The sequence below is a fragment of the Pseudomonas sp. TNT2022 ID1044 genome (assembly GCF_028656895.1).
Taxonomy (GTDB): domain Bacteria; phylum Pseudomonadota; class Gammaproteobacteria; order Pseudomonadales; family Pseudomonadaceae; genus Aquipseudomonas; species Aquipseudomonas reinekei.
The window spans coordinates 68,220-84,353 of sequence record NZ_JAMDHB010000025.1; the positions used below are offsets into that span (position 1 = coordinate 68,220).

The 16,134-nt window shown below is 57.8% G+C and carries 15 protein-coding genes; 4 read left to right on the top strand and 11 right to left on the bottom strand.

Going from position 1 to position 16,134, the window contains the following annotated elements; genetic code table 11:
• The first annotated feature begins 26 nt into the window (after positions 1 to 26).
• On the top strand, positions 27 to 536 hold the full coding sequence (locus M5G20_RS25575; protein ID WP_273921448.1) for a nucleoside deaminase: 510 nt from the start codon (positions 27 to 29) through the stop codon (positions 534 to 536).
• 14 nt (positions 537 to 550) lie between these two features.
• Here M5G20_RS25575 and M5G20_RS25580 read toward each other — a convergent pair whose 3' ends face one another.
• Positions 551 to 1,510 (bottom strand): LysR family transcriptional regulator, encoded by a 960-nt coding sequence (locus M5G20_RS25580; RefSeq protein WP_273921449.1) that lies wholly within the window; start codon positions 1,508 to 1,510, stop codon positions 551 to 553.
• A 163-nt stretch (positions 1,511 to 1,673) separates the two neighbouring features.
• Between M5G20_RS25580 and M5G20_RS25585 the strand changes: the two genes are divergently transcribed.
• Entirely contained in the window at positions 1,674 to 3,710 is a 2,037-nt protein-coding gene (locus M5G20_RS25585) for an alkyl/aryl-sulfatase (protein WP_273921450.1), read from the top strand.
• A 209-nt stretch (positions 3,711 to 3,919) separates the two neighbouring features.
• Complete coding sequence (locus M5G20_RS25590; RefSeq protein ID WP_273921451.1) at positions 3,920 to 5,374, top strand: TrkH family potassium uptake protein; 1,455 nt, start codon at positions 3,920 to 3,922, stop codon at positions 5,372 to 5,374.
• A gap of 118 nt (positions 5,375 to 5,492) precedes the next feature.
• Here M5G20_RS25590 and M5G20_RS25595 read toward each other — a convergent pair whose 3' ends face one another.
• The 5 genes from M5G20_RS25595 to M5G20_RS25615 are packed head-to-tail and all read right to left on the bottom strand — an operon-like array spanning position 5,493 to position 9,801.
• On the bottom strand, positions 5,493 to 5,909 hold the full coding sequence (locus tag M5G20_RS25595; protein ID WP_273921452.1) for a DUF6691 family protein: 417 nt from the start codon (positions 5,907 to 5,909) through the stop codon (positions 5,493 to 5,495).
• A 2-nt stretch (positions 5,910 to 5,911) separates the two neighbouring features.
• Positions 5,912 to 6,346, bottom strand: coding sequence for a YeeE/YedE family protein (locus tag M5G20_RS25600; RefSeq protein ID WP_273921453.1), 435 nt, complete (start codon positions 6,344 to 6,346; stop codon positions 5,912 to 5,914).
• 26 nt (positions 6,347 to 6,372) lie between these two features.
• Entirely contained in the window at positions 6,373 to 7,173 is an 801-nt protein-coding gene (locus M5G20_RS25605; protein WP_273921454.1) for a sulfite exporter TauE/SafE family protein, read from the bottom strand.
• Between the two features lie 28 nt (positions 7,174 to 7,201).
• Positions 7,202 to 8,872: a bifunctional protein tyrosine phosphatase family protein/NAD(P)/FAD-dependent oxidoreductase gene (locus M5G20_RS25610; protein WP_273921455.1), complete on the bottom strand. Its 1,671-nt coding sequence runs from the start codon at positions 8,870 to 8,872 to the stop codon at positions 7,202 to 7,204.
• A 50-nt stretch (positions 8,873 to 8,922) separates the two neighbouring features.
• On the bottom strand, positions 8,923 to 9,801 hold the full coding sequence (locus tag M5G20_RS25615) for an MBL fold metallo-hydrolase (protein ID WP_273921456.1): 879 nt from the start codon (positions 9,799 to 9,801) through the stop codon (positions 8,923 to 8,925).
• A gap of 234 nt (positions 9,802 to 10,035) precedes the next feature.
• Between M5G20_RS25615 and M5G20_RS25620 the strand changes: the two genes are divergently transcribed.
• Positions 10,036 to 11,361, top strand: a complete 1,326-nt coding sequence (locus M5G20_RS25620; RefSeq protein WP_273921457.1) for a sigma-54 interaction domain-containing protein — start codon at positions 10,036 to 10,038, stop codon at positions 11,359 to 11,361.
• A gap of 166 nt (positions 11,362 to 11,527) precedes the next feature.
• On the opposite strand, the gene M5G20_RS25625 is transcribed toward M5G20_RS25620, so the two are convergent.
• The 5 genes from M5G20_RS25625 to M5G20_RS25645 form a co-directional block, all read right to left on the bottom strand.
• Positions 11,528 to 11,914, bottom strand: coding sequence for a cupin domain-containing protein (locus M5G20_RS25625; protein WP_273921458.1), 387 nt, complete (start codon positions 11,912 to 11,914; stop codon positions 11,528 to 11,530).
• Positions 11,915 to 11,945: 31 nt separating this feature from the next.
• Positions 11,946 to 12,809, bottom strand: a complete 864-nt coding sequence (locus tag M5G20_RS25630) for an AraC family transcriptional regulator (protein ID WP_273921460.1) — start codon at positions 12,807 to 12,809, stop codon at positions 11,946 to 11,948.
• A gap of 183 nt (positions 12,810 to 12,992) precedes the next feature.
• Positions 12,993 to 13,625, bottom strand: a complete 633-nt coding sequence (locus M5G20_RS25635; protein WP_337994305.1) for a carboxymuconolactone decarboxylase family protein — start codon at positions 13,623 to 13,625, stop codon at positions 12,993 to 12,995.
• A 197-nt stretch (positions 13,626 to 13,822) separates the two neighbouring features.
• Entirely contained in the window at positions 13,823 to 15,034 is a 1,212-nt protein-coding gene (locus M5G20_RS25640; protein WP_273921461.1) for an MFS transporter, read from the bottom strand.
• Positions 15,031 to 16,059 (bottom strand): alpha/beta hydrolase, encoded by a 1,029-nt coding sequence (locus M5G20_RS25645; RefSeq protein ID WP_273921462.1) that lies wholly within the window; start codon positions 16,057 to 16,059, stop codon positions 15,031 to 15,033. Before M5G20_RS25645 ends, M5G20_RS25640 begins: the two co-directional genes overlap by 4 nt.
• Positions 16,060 to 16,134 lie beyond the last annotated feature (75 nt).

Genomic DNA, 16,134 nt, shown 5'->3' on the forward strand with positions numbered 1-16,134 from the left:
TTTTTCCACTGCCCAGGAGTTACCCCATGAATCAATTCACTCAGCTTATTCCGGCCGGCGTCAGCGATCTGGATCTGGCGTTGCTGCGCCAGACCATCGCCTTGTCGCAGGCATCAAAAGAGCGCGGCCGTCATCCGTTCGCGGCGTTGGTGGCTGACCGCAACGGCAAGGTGATAGTCGAAGCGGGCAACAATTCGATGCCGCCGCAGGGTGATCCCACGCAGCACGCCGAACTGGTCGCGGCGGCTGCCGCTGCCAAAATTTTGTCTGCACAGGAGCTGGAGCACTGCACGCTGTACACCAGTGCCGAACCCTGCTGCATGTGTGCCGGCGCGGTGTATTGGACCGGGATCGGGCGAGTGGTTTATGCCTTGTCGGAGCATTCGTTATTGGGGCTGACGGGGGATCACCCCGAGAATCCGACGTTTGCTTTGCCGTGCCGCGAAGTATTTGCCAGGGGCCAGCGCAAGGTCAGCGTATCGGGACCGATGCTTGAAGCCGAGGCTAGCCAACCGCATATCGGGTTCTGGTCATAAGTGAATAGCCCATTTCACTCACCGCCCATCCGGGCCAGGATGCGCTCGCGCTGACAAATTTCTGCCTCCACAGCTCGCACCTCCCGCATGAAAATCTCTACTGCGGGTGGCAGCGAGCGCTCTTTCAGGTAGATGAAGCCATAACGGGTACGCAGGGCCGGTTCATGGGCGGGCAACGGCACAATGGTCCCTGCGCTGATTTCCTGCTCAAACGTCGAAAGATTGCCCAGCGCCAGGGCATTGCTGTTCTCGACGAATTTGACGATTTGCATGGGCACGTCTATTTCGATCGCCGGGACAAAGTCACCCGTCAAGGGATCGTAGGCCCCGGCACAACCCAACGTAGCCGGAAGCAAATGGGTCGCCAGTCGCAGCGGAATGCGCGAGGCCACCCACGGGTAATCGAGTGTTTGCGCCAACGTTGGTGAAGGTTTTTGCGCTAGCAGCGGATGGCCGGGGCGACAAAACAGGCGGCCCACATGCTCACCCAGCAGTTCACAGGTGAACGCTTCCCGGCCTTGCAAGGTGCTGATTTCGGCGATGCCCAGGTCCACTGCACCGGTGGCGACCTGATGTGCGACTTCGCGCCAGCCGGCGACGTGGGCAGTGACTTTGATCTGCGGATGCCGGGCATGCAAACGCGCGATGCTGGCGTATCCGCTGGTGACACTCGGATAGGGACCCAAGGCCACTTTCAGTGCGCCGATATCGCCTCCCGCCAACAGGGTGATGTCGCGCCGCAAATCCTCTTCGGCCACCAACAGGCGCTGGCTTTTTTCCCGCAGCAACTCACCAAACGCCGTCAGTACGACGCCGTCGGTGCGTCGATCAAACAGCGTGACCCCCAGTTCACTCTCCAGCAACTGGATGCTTTTGCTCAGCGCCGGCTGGGAAACCCCCAACGCTTTGGCCGCTCGACCAAAGTGGGCATGTTCGATCAATGCCAGAAACTGACGTAAGCGACGCGGCGTCATGTCATAACCTTTATGTTATCGAAAGCTGAGAAAACGGAATTTTTCGGAATGAAATGAATATGCTATTCATGGCCATGCGGGTCAAGTTGACGCGTAACCAATAAATACAATCGAGCGCAAATTTCCGCATTGACGCTCATGGCCCTCTGGCGCAGGAACCCTCATGCACAACAAGACCCTTCATCTGGCATTGGCAATCACCCTTGGGAGCAGCGTCAGCCCTGTGCTCTTTGCTGCCGATGCAAACGGCGCAAGTTCTGATCCGGCCCCGACACAAAGCGCGCACTTCGACAGCAAGGGCAAAGCGCCTTCGTCCTACACGATCGACGCGCAAAATGCCGTACGCAAGTCACTTCCGTTCGCCGACAAACGCGATTTTGAAGAAGCCAGGAAAGGCTTCATCGCTGCACCGTCCTACAACAAGATCATGGCCGAGGCGGGGAATGTCGCCTGGAATATGGGGAGCTATGACTTCCTGCAGGGCGGGAAGGACTTCGACAGCATCAATCCGTCGTTGCAGCGCCAGGCGGTACTCAACATGGCCTTTGGTCTGTATGAGGTCGTTCCGGAAAAAGTTTACCAAGTGCGTGGGTTTGACCTGGCCAACATCACCTTCATCAAGGGCGATACGGGCTGGATTGTGTTCGACACCCTGATGTCGAGGGAGACCGCCAAGGCTGCCCTGGATTTCATCAATGAAAAACTCGGCAAGCGCCCGGTCGTGGCGATAGTGATCTCTCACTCCCACGCCGACCATTTCGGAGGCGTCCGCGGTCTGGTCGACGAAGCCGATGTGCGCAGCGGCAAGATCCCGCTCATAGCACCCACCGGTTTCATGGAACATGCGGTGGCTGAAAACGTCTACGCCGGCAACGCCATGACCCGACGCGCCTTCTTCCAATACGGTTTGATGTTGCCGCACAGCCCCTATGGCCATGTCGACATGGCCATCGGAAAAAATGCCTCCCTTGGCAACATGGGCCTGATCGAACCCAATCGCTACATCGCGAAAGACTTCGAAACCCTGACCATCGACGGTGTGGAAATGGAGTTCCAGAGCACTCCCGGCACCGAAGCCCCCGCGGAGATGAACACCTGGTTTCCGCAATTCAAGGCTTTCTGGGCGGCCGAAAACATCATCGGCACCATCCACAACATTTACACCTTGCGCGGCGCCCTGGTGCGAGACCCGCTGGTCTGGTCGAAGAACATCAACAACGCCTTGTATCGCTACGGACAGCAGGCCGATGTCATGTTTGCCTCCCACAGCTGGCCACGCTGGGGTAATGAGCGAGTCCAGGACGTCATGCGCGCGCAACGCGATGCCTATGCCAATCTGAATAACGCCGTACTGCACGCCGCTAACCAGGGCGTCACGATCAACGAGATTCAAAACGTCTACAAGTTGCCCGAAAGCCTGAAAAACAACTGGGCGACCCATAGCTACCACGGCTCCGAAGAGCACAACAGCCGTGCGGTGATCAATCGTTACCTGGGTTACTGGGATGCCAACCCGGCGACACTGATGCCGTTGTCGCCGAAAGATTCGGCACCGTTGTACGTGGAAATGATGGGCGGCGCGGACAAGATCATGACCAAGGGAAAGTCCTTGTTCGATCAGGGCAAATACCGCGAAGCCTATGAAATTCTCAATAAACTGGTGTACGCCGAACCCCAGAACACCCAGGCCAAGGATCTGCTCGCGGACGTCTACGAGCAGGTTGGGTATCAGAAGGAAAGTGCCGGCGTGCGCAACAGCTTTCTCACGGCGGCATATGAACTACGCCATGGCATGCCCAAGGGCGTGCCGCCAAAACCCACCGGGCCGGACATGATCCGCGCCATGAGCACCGAGTTGTGGCTGGAATACCTCGGCATTGCCCTGGATGGCAGTAAAGTCGCGGATCAACACTTGGTTTTGAATCTCAAGACACCCGACAACGGTGAGCAGTTTGTGGTTGAGTTGAGCAATTCAACGCTGACCACCATCAAGGGGCAGCAAGCGAAGAAGGCTGACCTGACCCTCACGCTCAACCGCTCGGATCTTGAAGGCGTGATGGCAAGGAAAACCAGCTTCGCGCAACTGGTCGCGGCGGGCAAAGCCACCTTTGAAGGCGATCACAAACCCTTCGAACAGTTGATGGCCGCCATCACCCCGTTTACCCCTACCTTTGAACTGCTGCCTGGCACCCAGCAGTAATTGAACAGGGTCGGGATCCGCCCTGCTTCAGGCTGAGGCGACCTTGCGCCCCCAATGACATTGGGGGCGCAAGGCGCTCGGCGTCGTCATGCAGGTCCCGCGTTGCCACATCGCCCTTGGGTTTGCCGAAAAAATTTTTACGAAAAATTTACGAGGTCATCAGCTTTGGTATCCAATACTGCGCGGCGCTAATCTGGAACCTAATTGTCATGTCCTTCGCAGCCATTCGGCTTATCGGCTTCATCCTGGGTATTTTTCTGATCACGCTGGCTACAAGCATGGCTATTCCCATGATCACGCTGATGGCTTATGAGCGTAACGACGATCTGTCGGCCTTTCTCTGGTCGAGTTTGATTACCTTCGTCTGTGGCCTTCTATTGATCGTGCGGGGGCGCCCCGATGTTGGCCAGCTTCGTCCCAGGGACATGTACTTGCTGACGACCGCAAGCTGGATAGTCGTGTGCACTTTCGCAGCGTTGCCAATGGTGTTCATCAGCCATATCAGCTACACCGACGCATTCTTCGAAACGATGTCTGGCATCACAACCACGGGCTCTACCGTACTCACCGGTCTGGATACCTCATCTCCCGGCTTGTTGATATGGCGCTCCATGCTGCATTGGTTGGGCGGCATAGGTTTTATCGGCATGGCTGTGGCGATCCTTCCACTGTTGCGGGTAGGCGGCATGCGTCTGTTCCAGACAGAGTCGTCAGATTGGTCGGAGAAAGTGACACCGCGGTCCCATGTGGCCGCCAAGTACATTCTTTTGCTCTATCTGGGGCTTACCGGGGTTGGAACGCTGGCGCTCTGGCTCGCCGGAATGACGCCATTTGAAGCGGTCAACCATGCAATGTCGCTGATCTCTACCGGAGGGTTCTCAACGTCGGACTCCTCCCTTGGGCATTGGACGCAACCCGCGATTCACTGGGTGGCAGTCGTCATCATGATTTTCGGCAGCCTGCCGTTCACCTTGTACGTCGCGACATTGCGGGGCAATCGGCGCGCGCTGATCAAGGACCATCAAGTCCGCGGATTCATTGGGTTCTTGCTCGTCACATGGCTGGCTGTGGGGACCTGGCTGTGTTTTCACAGCGATTACCGATGGTGGGATGCGTTTCGTATCGTGGCGGTCAATGTCACCTCGGTCGTCACGACCACCGGAGTTGCCGTTGGCGACTACACCTTGTGGGGCAGCTTCGCTGTCTTGCTGTTTTTCTATCTGACCTTCGTCGGTGGTTGTTCCGGGTCTACGGCGGGCGGTCTTAAAATCTTCCGTTTTCAGGTGGCTGCCGCTCTGCTGGTGAGCAGCTTGAAGCAGTTGATCCATCCTCGAGCCGTGATTCAGAAGAAGTACAACGGCCATCCCATCGACGAGGAGATCGTGCGCTCGCTTTTGACCTTCTCGTTTTTCTTCACCGTCACGATTGCCGCCATCGCTTTGGGCCTGGCGCTCATTGGGCTTGACTGGACAACCGCGTTGAGCGGTGCCGCCACGGCGGTGTGTAACGTCGGGCCGGGGCTTGGCACAATCATTGGGCCGGCCGGTAACTTCTCATCATTACCGGATGCGGCCAAATGGCTGCTCACCGTTGGAATGCTGCTGGGAAGATTGGAAATCCTGACTGTGCTGGTACTCGTCACTCCTGTTTTCTGGAGATATTGACTCAGCTAAACGAGGACTGACAAACCATCTCACCGCCGCGGCCATTTCCCATATCAACCTCCGTGCTGTCGATGGGCCGATGGCACGACAGCTGGATGATTTCATGGCGATCTTCCTTTCAATGGCGGCGGCTCTCCAGCGCAGTAAACAGCAACATGCCGGTCAGCATGGCCAACATGAACACGATCACTTGCCAGTGTCCTGTCAGCAGGATTGCGACTGCGGGGCCCGGACAGATACCCGCTATTCCCCAGCCGATGCCGAACAACAGGCTCCCGCCAATCAAGCGCGGGTCCATCTCACGTTTGATCGGTAGCTGCATTGGCTTTCCCAGCAGCGAACTGGATTGTCGGCGGGCCCAGGTCAGCGGGCCAGCGGCTATGCCAATTGCGCCGACCATGACCAGCGCCAGGGAAGGGTCCCAGGCCCCGGTTAAATCCAGGAAAGCGAGTACTTTGCCGGGGTTGGCCATGCCTGCCAGAAGCAGACCCAAGCCGAACAGCAGGCCAGCAATGAACGCAGTCAGTTTGGTCATATTCAACCCCCCAGCAGATGACGCAAGACAAATACCGTGACGAAACCACTGAACATGAAACACGCCGTGGCAACCATCGATCGCGGCGAAAGGCGCGAGATGCCGCATACCCCATGACCACTGGTGCAACCTGATCCGTAACGGGTGCCGATGCCCACCAATACACCGGCGACGATCAGTGCGAACCCGCTACTTTTGAACTCAATCTGTGGCAGCGTGGCGAAGATGCCCCATAGCAGTGGCGCGATAAGCAGGCCCAAGAGGAACAGTGCTTTCTCACTCACCCCCTCACTCCCACGCTGTAAAAGACTGCCGATCAGGCCGCTGATGCCTGCGATACGCCCGTTGGCGACGACGAACAGACTGGCCGCCAGGCCAATCAATGCGCCGCCGGCAAGGGATGACCAGGGCGTGAAGTTGAGCCAGTCGATATTCATGAAGCTTCTCCGCAGCAAAAATGTAACTAGATGGATTTCACCAGCAAGGCCACCGCCACCACCGCGGAAACCGCGGCGAAGCCTCTTTGTAAGTGTGGACCCGCCAGTCGTGCCGCGATCAGTTGCCCGCATGCCATTCCAACCAATGCTCCAATGGAAAACGGAATGGCCACTGCCCACTGCAAGTGCCCGGCTGCGGAGCTTGCCGCAACGCCGGAAATTGAAACCAGTGCAATAACGGCAAGAGACGTCGCAAGCACCGACTGCGCTGTCAAATTGGTGTATCGCTGGAGCGCCGGTACCATCACAAAGCCACCGCCCACGCCGAGCAAGCCGGAAAGCCCTCCCGCGACAATGCCAGAGAAGGTGAGTGCCCAGGCACACGGCCCCGTCCAGTTCAGCTTTCCCCGGTTCACGTCCAATAGGCAAGGCGGTGGTTTGGATGCGACGGCGGGCTTCGACTTCGTAGAGGGAGGGAGCGATCGTTGATAGACCCGCCATGCAACGTACATCAGCAACAAGGCAAACATGATCGTCAACGGACGGTTGGGCGTGCGCTGCGCCAGCCAAAGGCCAAGTGGAGAACAGACGATCCCCGCCCCTGCAATCAGAAGCGCAGCTTTATAGCGGACGGTGCCATTTTTGAGTCCCATCACGGCACCCAGGGTCGCGGCCAGACCGACAGCCATTAAACCAATTGGCCCTGCCTCGGCCATGCTCAGTCCCGCTCCAAACACCAGTAACGGAACAGCCAGTATGCCCCCTCCGGCACCGGTCAGCGCCAGAATGACCCCGACAGTAAGCCCGAGCAGTAAGACGATGATCATCTCGGTCCCCTTGCTTTCAGGCCTGGTTTCATACGTCAGCCATCTCGGGTTTCGCCATCCACTCGTGGCCCTTGAGCATTCCCTTCCAATACAGCGGTGGAAGAATCCGCTCTTTGAGCAGCCATGCCAGCCTCGATGGCCGGGTACCGTCAATCAGCCAGGATGGAAAACTGGGGGCGACCTTGCCGCCATAGGTGAATTCAGCCAGTACGATCTTGCCGCGCTCAACCGTCAGCGGGCATGAACCGTAACCGTCGTAATGGGCACTGCCTTTCGCTTTACCCATTGCCGCCAGCACATTATGAGCAACGACGGGCGCCTGCTTGCGTGCGGCTGCTGCGGTTTTGGCATTGCTGGAGTTGGTGGCGTCGCCCAGTGCGTGAATATTCACCCAGGTTTTATGGCGCAAAGTGGCAGGGTCGACATCGATCCAGCCAGCCGCGTCAGCGAGAGGGCTGACCCGAACGAAATCCGGCGCAATTTGCGGTGGCACCACATGAAGGAGATCAAAGTCACGCTTTACAAGCCGGGAGCTGCCATCCGGATTAACGCAGTTGAACGTTGCAGTCCGTGCGGGTCCGTTCACGCTGGTGAGTGTGTTGCCGAAATTCAGGTCGATGCCATAGGCCGTGACGTATTCCATCAGGGCTGGCACATAGTCGGGCACTCCGAACAGCACTGCGCCGGCGCTGCAAAACTCGATCTTGACGTTGTCCAGGACACCGGTACGCTTCCAATGATCGGCAGACAGGTACATGGCTTTTTGCGGCGCCCCGGCGCATTTGATCGGCATGGGCGGTTGCGTGAAAATCGCCCGTCCATCACGCAGTTGCTGCACCCGTTCCCACGTGTAAGGGGCAAGGTGATACAGGTAGTTTGACGTCACGCCGTTGCGGCCCAGGGTGTCCGACAAGCCTTCGATTGCATGCCAATTGAGTTTCAGGCCAGGGCACACGATCAGTTGCTCGTATTTGACGACTCTGCATCCATCAAGAATGACGGCATTTCTCTCGGGTTCGAAAGCGGCGACCGCCGACTTGATCCAATGCACACCGCGGGGGATGGTCGTTCCCATCGTGCGGGCGGTCCGGGGCGCATCGAAGACTCCACAACCGACAAGGGTCCAGCCAGGCTGGTAGTAGTGCACATCGGCCGGGTCGATGATGGCGACGTCGAGTCCAGGCTCTCGCGCCAATAAACTGGATGCAGTTGCGATACCTGCCGCACCGCCGCCGATGATGACCACGGCATGCTGCGCCTCAGCCACTTCGACCGGCGTGCGTCCCTGATTCGCAATCCGGCGAATGACGCCTTTCATATCGACCCCGGCTTTTTTGGCCGCCTCGACGATGTTTGGCAGGGATTGTTTGCCCGCTTGTGAGAGTGCCCACATCGTGGTCGAACGCATGCCGGAACGGCAATAGGCAAGCACCGGTTTTGGCAGTGTTTCAAGGAGTTTGCCGAAGGCGATACCTTGCTCGTCGGTGACTTTGCCTGATTCAGCGGGAAGGTAGTGCGCTTCAATGCCGACTGCTTCGGCCGCTCGTTTGATTTCGGCAAACAAGGGCTGATCACTGCCTTCGCCATCGGGACGGTTACAGACGATGCTGCGAAAACCGGCCTCTTTCAGTTCAGCCAATTGGTTGGGAAGAATCTGTTCTGATACTGACAGTCCAGGCGCAAGGTGACGAATGTCCATAAGTGACTCCGTTAGGGGGTTGTTCTTATGCGTATTTTGGGGAAGGCACATCAGGCGACGTTGAGCGGGATTTTCAGGTAGCGCGTCCCGTTCGCTTCAGGCTCAGGCAAATGCCCGGCGCGCATGTTGACCTGAACCGATGGCAGGATCAGTGTCGGCATTTCCAACGACGCATCACGCTTTGTGCGCATCGCCACAAACGCCTCCTCGCTGATGCCGTTACGGACGTGACCGTTGTGGACGCGCTGCTCGGCCACGGTACTGACGAATTGCATCTCGCGCCCGCCCGGCTGATAGTCGTGGCACATGTAGAGCAACGTATTGGCCGGCAGGCTCAGCACCTTGTTGATGGACTGGAACAACGTGCGAGCATTGCCACCGGGAAAGTCACAGCGTGCAGTACCGTAGTCAGGCATAAACAAGGTGTCGCCGACGAATGCCGCCGTTTCGGTGCCATCACTGATGACATAAGTCATACAGGCGGGTGTATGGCCGGGTGTATGGAGCGCGTGGCATTGCAGCGAGCCAATGGCAAACGGCTCGTCATTGACAAACAGGTGATCGAACTGACTCCCGTCGCGGGCCATATCGCCAGCGGTGTTGAACAGCTTGCCGAACACCTCCTGCACCGTCGTAATGTGGCTGCCTATCCCTATTTTTCCACCGAGCTTTTCTTTCAGGTAGGGTGCTGCCGTGAGGTGGTCCGCGTGAACGTGGGTCTCGAGAATCCAGGTGACCCTCGCATTGAGCTCGTTCACCCTCGCAATCAACTTGTCGGCAGACGTTGCGGCGGTGTGGCCGGACTTAGGGTCGTAATCAAGTACGCTGTCGATTAAAGCGCAGTGGTGGGTGCCCTTATCCAGCACAAGATAGCTGACGGTATTGGTAGCAGAATCGAAGAATCCTTCGACGTGAAGTTTTGCGCTCATGACTGTCTCCTCAGGGGGCTTTTACCAAGCCGCTCACACTAAGGACTGACATAGCAATAAGTCTGCCAGGCCGAGCTCCATAGAAAAACCGTCTTAACTGTTTGATTTTATGGAGTTTAATTTTATGGATCGGTTGGGGGTTTTCTACATTTGCCTGGATTCACTGCCATTGGCAGTCCGTATTGACAGTGTTGGCAGTGCCATCGCAGGATGGATGGACTTCCAGGAGCCACGATGAAGACTATCCTGCCCACCCAAGCCCGATCGCTCCCGCACTCGGATCAAGTGCAGTCACTTGTTTCGTTTCTTGAACACGAACCCCAGCCGATGATCGTGCTCGATCCGGACTACAACATCCTGGCTGCCAACACGGCCTATCAACGGCAGTTTGGCAGCGCTGACAAACCTTTTATCGGCCATAAGTGCTATCAAATCTCACACCATTACGACGTCCCTTGTGATCAGGCGGGTGAGAACTGCCCGATGAAAAAGGCGCAGGAAATGCGCGGACCGGATCGTGTTTTGCACATTCACCATACGCCTCGCGGTCCTGAGCATGTCGACGTCGAATTGCGCCCGATTCTGGACCAGCAGGGTGTTATTACTGCTTACGTAGAGCGTCTCACCCTGGTCCGCAGTGCATCAGCACGACCCAGCAACGAAGGGTTGGTCGGCCGTTCACCCGCCTTTAATCGTGCCCTGTCGGAGCTGCAGCGGGTGGCTCCCTCAATGCTGCCGGTGCTGCTGCTAGGCGAGTCCGGTACGGGCAAAGAACTGTTCGCCCGCGCTGTACATGAAACCAGCGAGCGGGCCGCTGGACCTTTTGTCGTCGTTGATTGCTCTGGATTGACCGAAACGTTATTTGAGAGCGAACTGTTCGGCCATGAAAAAGGAGCATTCACCGGTGCCACCACGCGCAAGCCTGGCTTGGTCGAAACGGCTCAGGGCGGCACGTTGTTTCTGGATGAGATTGGCGATGTACCACTGGCAATGCAGGTGAAGCTTTTGCGCCTGATTGAATCGGGTACCTATCGCCGGGTAGGGAGTGTCGAGACCTTTCACGCTAACTTCAGGTTAATTGCTGCGACCCACAAACCATTGGAAAAAATGATGGTGGAAGGTGAGTTCAGGCAGGACCTGTACTACCGCATCAGCGCCTTTCCAATTCATTTACCACCCTTGCGCGACCGGGTTGAAGACATTGGGTTGCTGGTCAATTCATTTCTACAGCGTGCCGTTACGGGCAAGCGACCGCTGACAATAGAAACTGAAGCTCTGGCGCAATTACAGGGGTATCACTGGCCCGGCAATATCCGTGAACTACGCAATGTTCTGGAGAGAGCCAGTCTGTTCGCTGACGATGGTGTGATCCGCTCCATCCATTTGCCACAGGCATCGGTGGCGACATCTGCTCGGGCCTGTGCTTCAACCCCGTTCGACGGCAGCTCGCTGGCACAGGCACTGGCTACTTTCAAAGGTACCCGCAGTGAGTTGGCCACGCACATGGGGATTAGCGAACGAACGCTGTACAGACGCCTGAAAGAGCAGGGGCTGGCCTAGTCGCCAGCCCTCGTGCCGCATGTTTGCCATTGACTGCCAGCGCCAGACCACCGCGCCTAACCTCTCTGATGCTGGGAGGACTGACCGCTTCGGGTGGTAAATGGCCTGTGGCCGGACTGGAAATCTGAACAGTCAGCGCCGTCCAACCGGTATGGGCGGCGCTGGTCTAGATCCAGACGTCGTTATTTGCCGTGCGCTCGCCACCTTCATGGCCGGTATTCAGTATTGCGCGAGGTTCGATCATCATCAGCCTGGCTTCGCCCTCTGCGGCGGTTCTGTGCTCTACGCCTCGTGGCACCACGTACAGCTCGCCTGGGGCGACATATACGCTGCCATGGGGCAGATCAATACGCAGCGTTCCCTCCAACACAAAAAAAGCTTCGTCGGTTTCCGGGTGCGAGTGCCAAATGAACTCGCCCTCAATGCGTACGACCTTGAACTGGTAGTCGTTCATCTCGGCAACCACCCGTGGGCTCCATGGCTGATCGATGAGCGAAGCCTTGTGGGCGAGGTTGACGGCGTGCGCGCCTGGTTCTTTGAGAAAATCTGGCATGGTGGGTCTCCGTTAAAAGTGAGTCATTACCCTAACGGAGAGACTTGGGCTCGGGCTTGTACGATCCTGCAAGTTGACGCTGGGCTCGAATACGCTCCAGCCAGCGCATGGGCGGCACGCCGAAACAGGCGGTGAAATGTCGGTTCATATGGCTCTGGTCGTGGAAGCCCGCTGCCAGTGCTGCGTCTACGAGCGTGAAGCGATCAAGAATCAGCGCACGGAACAAGTCCAGACGGCGCAACGTTACAAAGCGATAGGGGCTGGTGCCGAATAACGCTCTGAAGTCACGCGACAGGCTCCAGCGTTCACGCCCGCAGGCGTGTTCGAGCATCTCCAGGGTAATCCCCACATGAAGATTGGCCATGATGAACTCTCTTGCCCGCTTGGCTGCCTGGTAGTCCGGGTTTTTACGCCCGCGCGGTTTGCCTGCGACCGCTCGCAGCGCCATTGCAAGGTCAAACAATGCGTCCTGCTCCTCCAGGGAGTCGAGCGGATGATCCATTGCCTGCACGAAAGGTTGGCTGGCGTGATACAGGCGCGAATCATTGGACAGACCACCGGCAACATAGGGCAGTGACTCTCCGCCAAGTACTTGCTGAATCATGGCGGGGTCGACATAGGCCATGCGGTAACGGAAGCCCGCCTCGGTCCCGGCCATGCCGTCATGTAGCTCGTCTGGATGCAGTACCAGCGTATTCCCCGGTATACCGTGGCGCAAAGCGCCCTTGTAATGGAAGCTCTGTACGCCTGACAGTGTCCGGCCGATGGAGTAGGTGTCATGGCGATGCGGGTCGTATCCATGCCCCCCGAACCATGCTTCGATTCGTTCTATTCGCCCGGGTTCGGCATTTCGCAGAACCCAGTCCGTTGCTGAGAAAGCGTTCTTTCGATCCATGAATGGCTGTCCGGGAATGCCTGAATTTATCTGGGCTGTGATCCGCCGTCGATGGAACAACTATACCTACGCGAGGATTACGGGGGCAGGCTTTATCAAAAGGAGAGCCTGACTCGCAATCCACGAATTTCGTTAGCCGTTCCAGCTGAACGCATCAATTTCCCGTCGTCATCGGTGGCATCGTCAGCCTCCGATTTTATCCAGGGCCAAAACAATGCGTTCCGCCGCCTCTTGGTCACCACGCTTTCTGAGTTCGCTAGCCACTTGGTTCAACTGCTGCGCCGTGAGGCCAACATTCATGCTGATCTTCAGGTGCGACTCCAACTGCGGCGCTAACCCTGGCATCGCGGCAAGTGCCCCAACAGTGGCCAGCTCACGAGCAGCCCAATCGAGATTGTCTCGGGCGAAGATATCGCCGAACAAGTGAACCTTCAGAAACTGGTCAATGGCAGGGGCGAACTCAAACAGCGGCCCTGAGACCGGCGCACCCACCAGACGGGTTTGATTGTCGGTGCCCAGTTCGAGCAAAGCGTGCCCCGACGGCACGGGGCCCGGTTCGCGTCCCGGCTCGTCGTGAACGCTGCGTGCTTCGCGCTCTTGCAACAAACTCATCAGTTGCGAAAGTGCATTGAGGCTGCGCGGGAAACCGGCATACGCATAGAGCTGAACGAGGATTTCCTTGCACTCGCTGATCGTCAGGCCGGCATCGAGACCGCGAATGAGCGCATCGCGCAAACGGGGCATATCGCCGGTGGCCATGGTGGCGCCGATAGAGGCGACAGCCAGTTGTTTTGCAGTCAGGATTTGTTCCGTCACTGTCGTTGTCTCCGAATTGTGTGTGGTACTGGCACTCGATACGTGAGCACGTAACCCGTCCGCCGAAAACGTCACATCAGTCGCAGCGGCGAGGGGGACAGCCGGTAGGGCAAATGGCATCCAGGCCGCCAACCAGAGGCTTTTCCATCCCGGGGAATGAGCGCTAACCATCGCATTGCTCCTTCGAATAGCGGCGTTCAGCTGGTGTGCGGCACCGGCGAACGCGAGGTTAGAAAGATCAGCAAGGCGGCGAGCATCAGCATCGCGGCGCTGGCGATAAATGTGCTCTGGTAGCCGAGAGCGTCAAACAGTACGCCGCCGACGGTAGAGCCCAGTGCGATAGACAATTGAACAATCGCCACCATCAGGCCGCCGCCTGCTTCGGCGTGATTCGGCAAGGCGTGCGCAATCCAGCTCCACCAGCCCACTGGCGCTGCCGTCGCCACAAAGCCCCATAGTCCGAGCAATACCGCTACAGCGATAAGCCAGGTGCCAGCCGGAATCAGCGCTAGCGCAATAACCGCCATCAGCAGCGAGATGGTTTTCAGGGTGCCGTAGAGGCCGCGCTTGAGGACTACACCGATCAGCGTTGTGCCGCAAAAGCCAGCGACGCCAATCACCAATAGCAGCAGAGAAAGCATCGGCACGTTGACCTGGGTGACCGTTTCCAGAAACGGGCGCAGGTAGGTGAACAGCGTAAATTGGCCCATAAAAAACAAGCCTGCGGCGGCCATGCCCAGCGCCACCTTGCGATTCGACAGGAGTTTGAAAACATTGCCAGCACCCGACGAACGCTTCTGCGTTGCCATGCTTGGCAGGCTTATCCACTGCCAAACCAGCGCAATCAGCGCCACGGGAACCAGGCACAAAAACGCACCGCGCCAACCCACAACCGAGCCCAAATAACTGCCCAATGGCGCTGCCACCACAGTCGCCAGGGCGTTGCCACCGTTGAAAACAGCGAGCGCCTTGGGCACGTCTGCGGCAGGCACGAGGCGCATCGCAGTGGCCGCCGACATAGACCAAAATCCGCCAATCACAACGCCGATCAGGGCTCGCCCAGCCATGTAGATCAAGTAGTTCGGGGCGAGCGCCACAATGGCGCCCGATACGGCCATCAAACTGGTCAGGGCTAGCAGCAGAGTCTTTCTGTTCAAGGCGCCGGCGACCCAACTGATCGACAGGCTGGCCAACACCGCAAATGCTCCAGAGATGGCAAGCCCCTGTCCCGCCAGGCCTTGGCTGACCTGCAGGTCGTTTGCCAAGGGTGTCAGCAGGCTGACCGGCATGAACTCCGAGGCGATCAGCGCAAATACGCAGAGCGTCATCGCATAAACGCCTCCCCAATGACCGGTACGCGTACTTGTCTCGCTGAGGGCGGTGGCTTGCAAGTGGACGTCAGCGCTCATTTCAGGTGGGCCTGAAAGAACTGGGTCAGCTTGGCGAAAGGAATCAGGTCGACACGGTCATACAGATCGACATGACCTGCGTTGGGCACAATGACCAACTCTTTAGGTTCGCCTGCCAGGCGAAACGCCTCTTCGCTGAACTCGCGGGAGTGGGCGTTCTCACCTGCAATAAACAACATCGGGCGCGGCGAAATGCTCTCGATATCTGCGAATGGGTAGAAATTCATGAACTTGGTATTACTGCTCAGCGTCGGGCGGGTGGTCTGTTGCGGCGTTGAGCCGGCCGGGGTGAATTCGCCACGCGGGGTGCGGTAGAAGTCAAAGAACTCGCGCTGGATAGGATGAGTGTCGGCATTGAGCTCCAGCACCGTGCCGCCGGTGTATTCGATATTGCCACCGGTAAATTCCGTATAACGCTGCTCGGCCGCGGCCGCGATGAGTCGCTTGCGCTCCTCAAGGGTTTGCGAGTGCTTGAGCCCGTTGCGGTTGGCGGCGCCCATGTCATACATGCTGACCGTGGCGATGGCTTTCATGCGCGGGTCGATCTTGGCGGCACTGATGACAAAGCTGCCGCTGCCACAAATCCCCAGCACGCCAATGCGCTGGCGGTCGATAAACGGCCGCGTGCCGAGGTAATCCACGGCGGCGCTGAAGTCCTCGGCGTACATGTCTGGCAGTACCGCGTTACGGGGTTGGCCTTCGCTTTCGCCCCAGAACGACAAATCCAGCGCCAGGGTAACGAAGCCTTGTTCCGCCAGTTTTTGCGCATAGAGGTTGGAGCTTTGCTCCTTTACCGCGCCCATGGGGTGGCCAACGATAATGGCCGGGTTGCGTGTGCCGCTGTCCAGCCCTTTTGGCATGAACAGATTGCCCACGACATTGAGCTGGTACTGATTCTTGAAGCTGACCTTTTGCACGGTCACCTTGTCACTTTTAAAGAAATTATCTGCACCGTTGGACATATCGGCTCCTAAGGCGGTGAATGAACTGATGAGCAACCCGAGCATTACGAGAAGTCTTTTCATGGGGTGTCCTAATGACGGAAAGCTGAAGGCGACGCAGGCAGTTAGCGCGAGGCTTGCTCTGTTTCATGCCGAGAG

Coding starts and splice junctions, on each gene's coding strand:
- M5G20_RS25600 (WP_273921453.1), bottom strand. CDS start 6,346: ATGAATATCGACTGGCTCAACTTCACGCCCTGGTCATCCCTTGCCGGC.
- M5G20_RS25630 (WP_273921460.1), bottom strand. CDS start 12,809: ATGGATCGAAAGAACGCTTTCTCAGCAACGGACTGGGTTCTGCGAAAT.
- M5G20_RS25615 (WP_273921456.1), bottom strand. CDS start 9,801: ATGAGCGCAAAACTTCACGTCGAAGGATTCTTCGATTCTGCTACCAAT.
- M5G20_RS25575 (WP_273921448.1), top strand. CDS start 27: ATGAATCAATTCACTCAGCTTATTCCGGCCGGCGTCAGCGATCTGGAT.
- M5G20_RS25610 (WP_273921455.1), bottom strand. CDS start 8,872: ATGGACATTCGTCACCTTGCGCCTGGACTGTCAGTATCAGAACAGATT.
- M5G20_RS25595 (WP_273921452.1), bottom strand. CDS start 5,909: ATGACCAAACTGACTGCGTTCATTGCTGGCCTGCTGTTCGGCTTGGGT.
- M5G20_RS25585 (WP_273921450.1), top strand. CDS start 1,674: ATGCACAACAAGACCCTTCATCTGGCATTGGCAATCACCCTTGGGAGC.
- M5G20_RS25645 (WP_273921462.1), bottom strand. CDS start 16,059: ATGAAAAGACTTCTCGTAATGCTCGGGTTGCTCATCAGTTCATTCACC.
- M5G20_RS25625 (WP_273921458.1), bottom strand. CDS start 11,914: ATGCCAGATTTTCTCAAAGAACCAGGCGCGCACGCCGTCAACCTCGCC.
- M5G20_RS25640 (WP_273921461.1), bottom strand. CDS start 15,034: ATGAGCGCTGACGTCCACTTGCAAGCCACCGCCCTCAGCGAGACAAGT.
- M5G20_RS25580 (WP_273921449.1), bottom strand. CDS start 1,510: ATGACGCCGCGTCGCTTACGTCAGTTTCTGGCATTGATCGAACATGCC.
- M5G20_RS25605 (WP_273921454.1), bottom strand. CDS start 7,173: ATGATCATCGTCTTACTGCTCGGGCTTACTGTCGGGGTCATTCTGGCG.
- M5G20_RS25590 (WP_273921451.1), top strand. CDS start 3,920: ATGTCCTTCGCAGCCATTCGGCTTATCGGCTTCATCCTGGGTATTTTT.
- M5G20_RS25620 (WP_273921457.1), top strand. CDS start 10,036: ATGAAGACTATCCTGCCCACCCAAGCCCGATCGCTCCCGCACTCGGAT.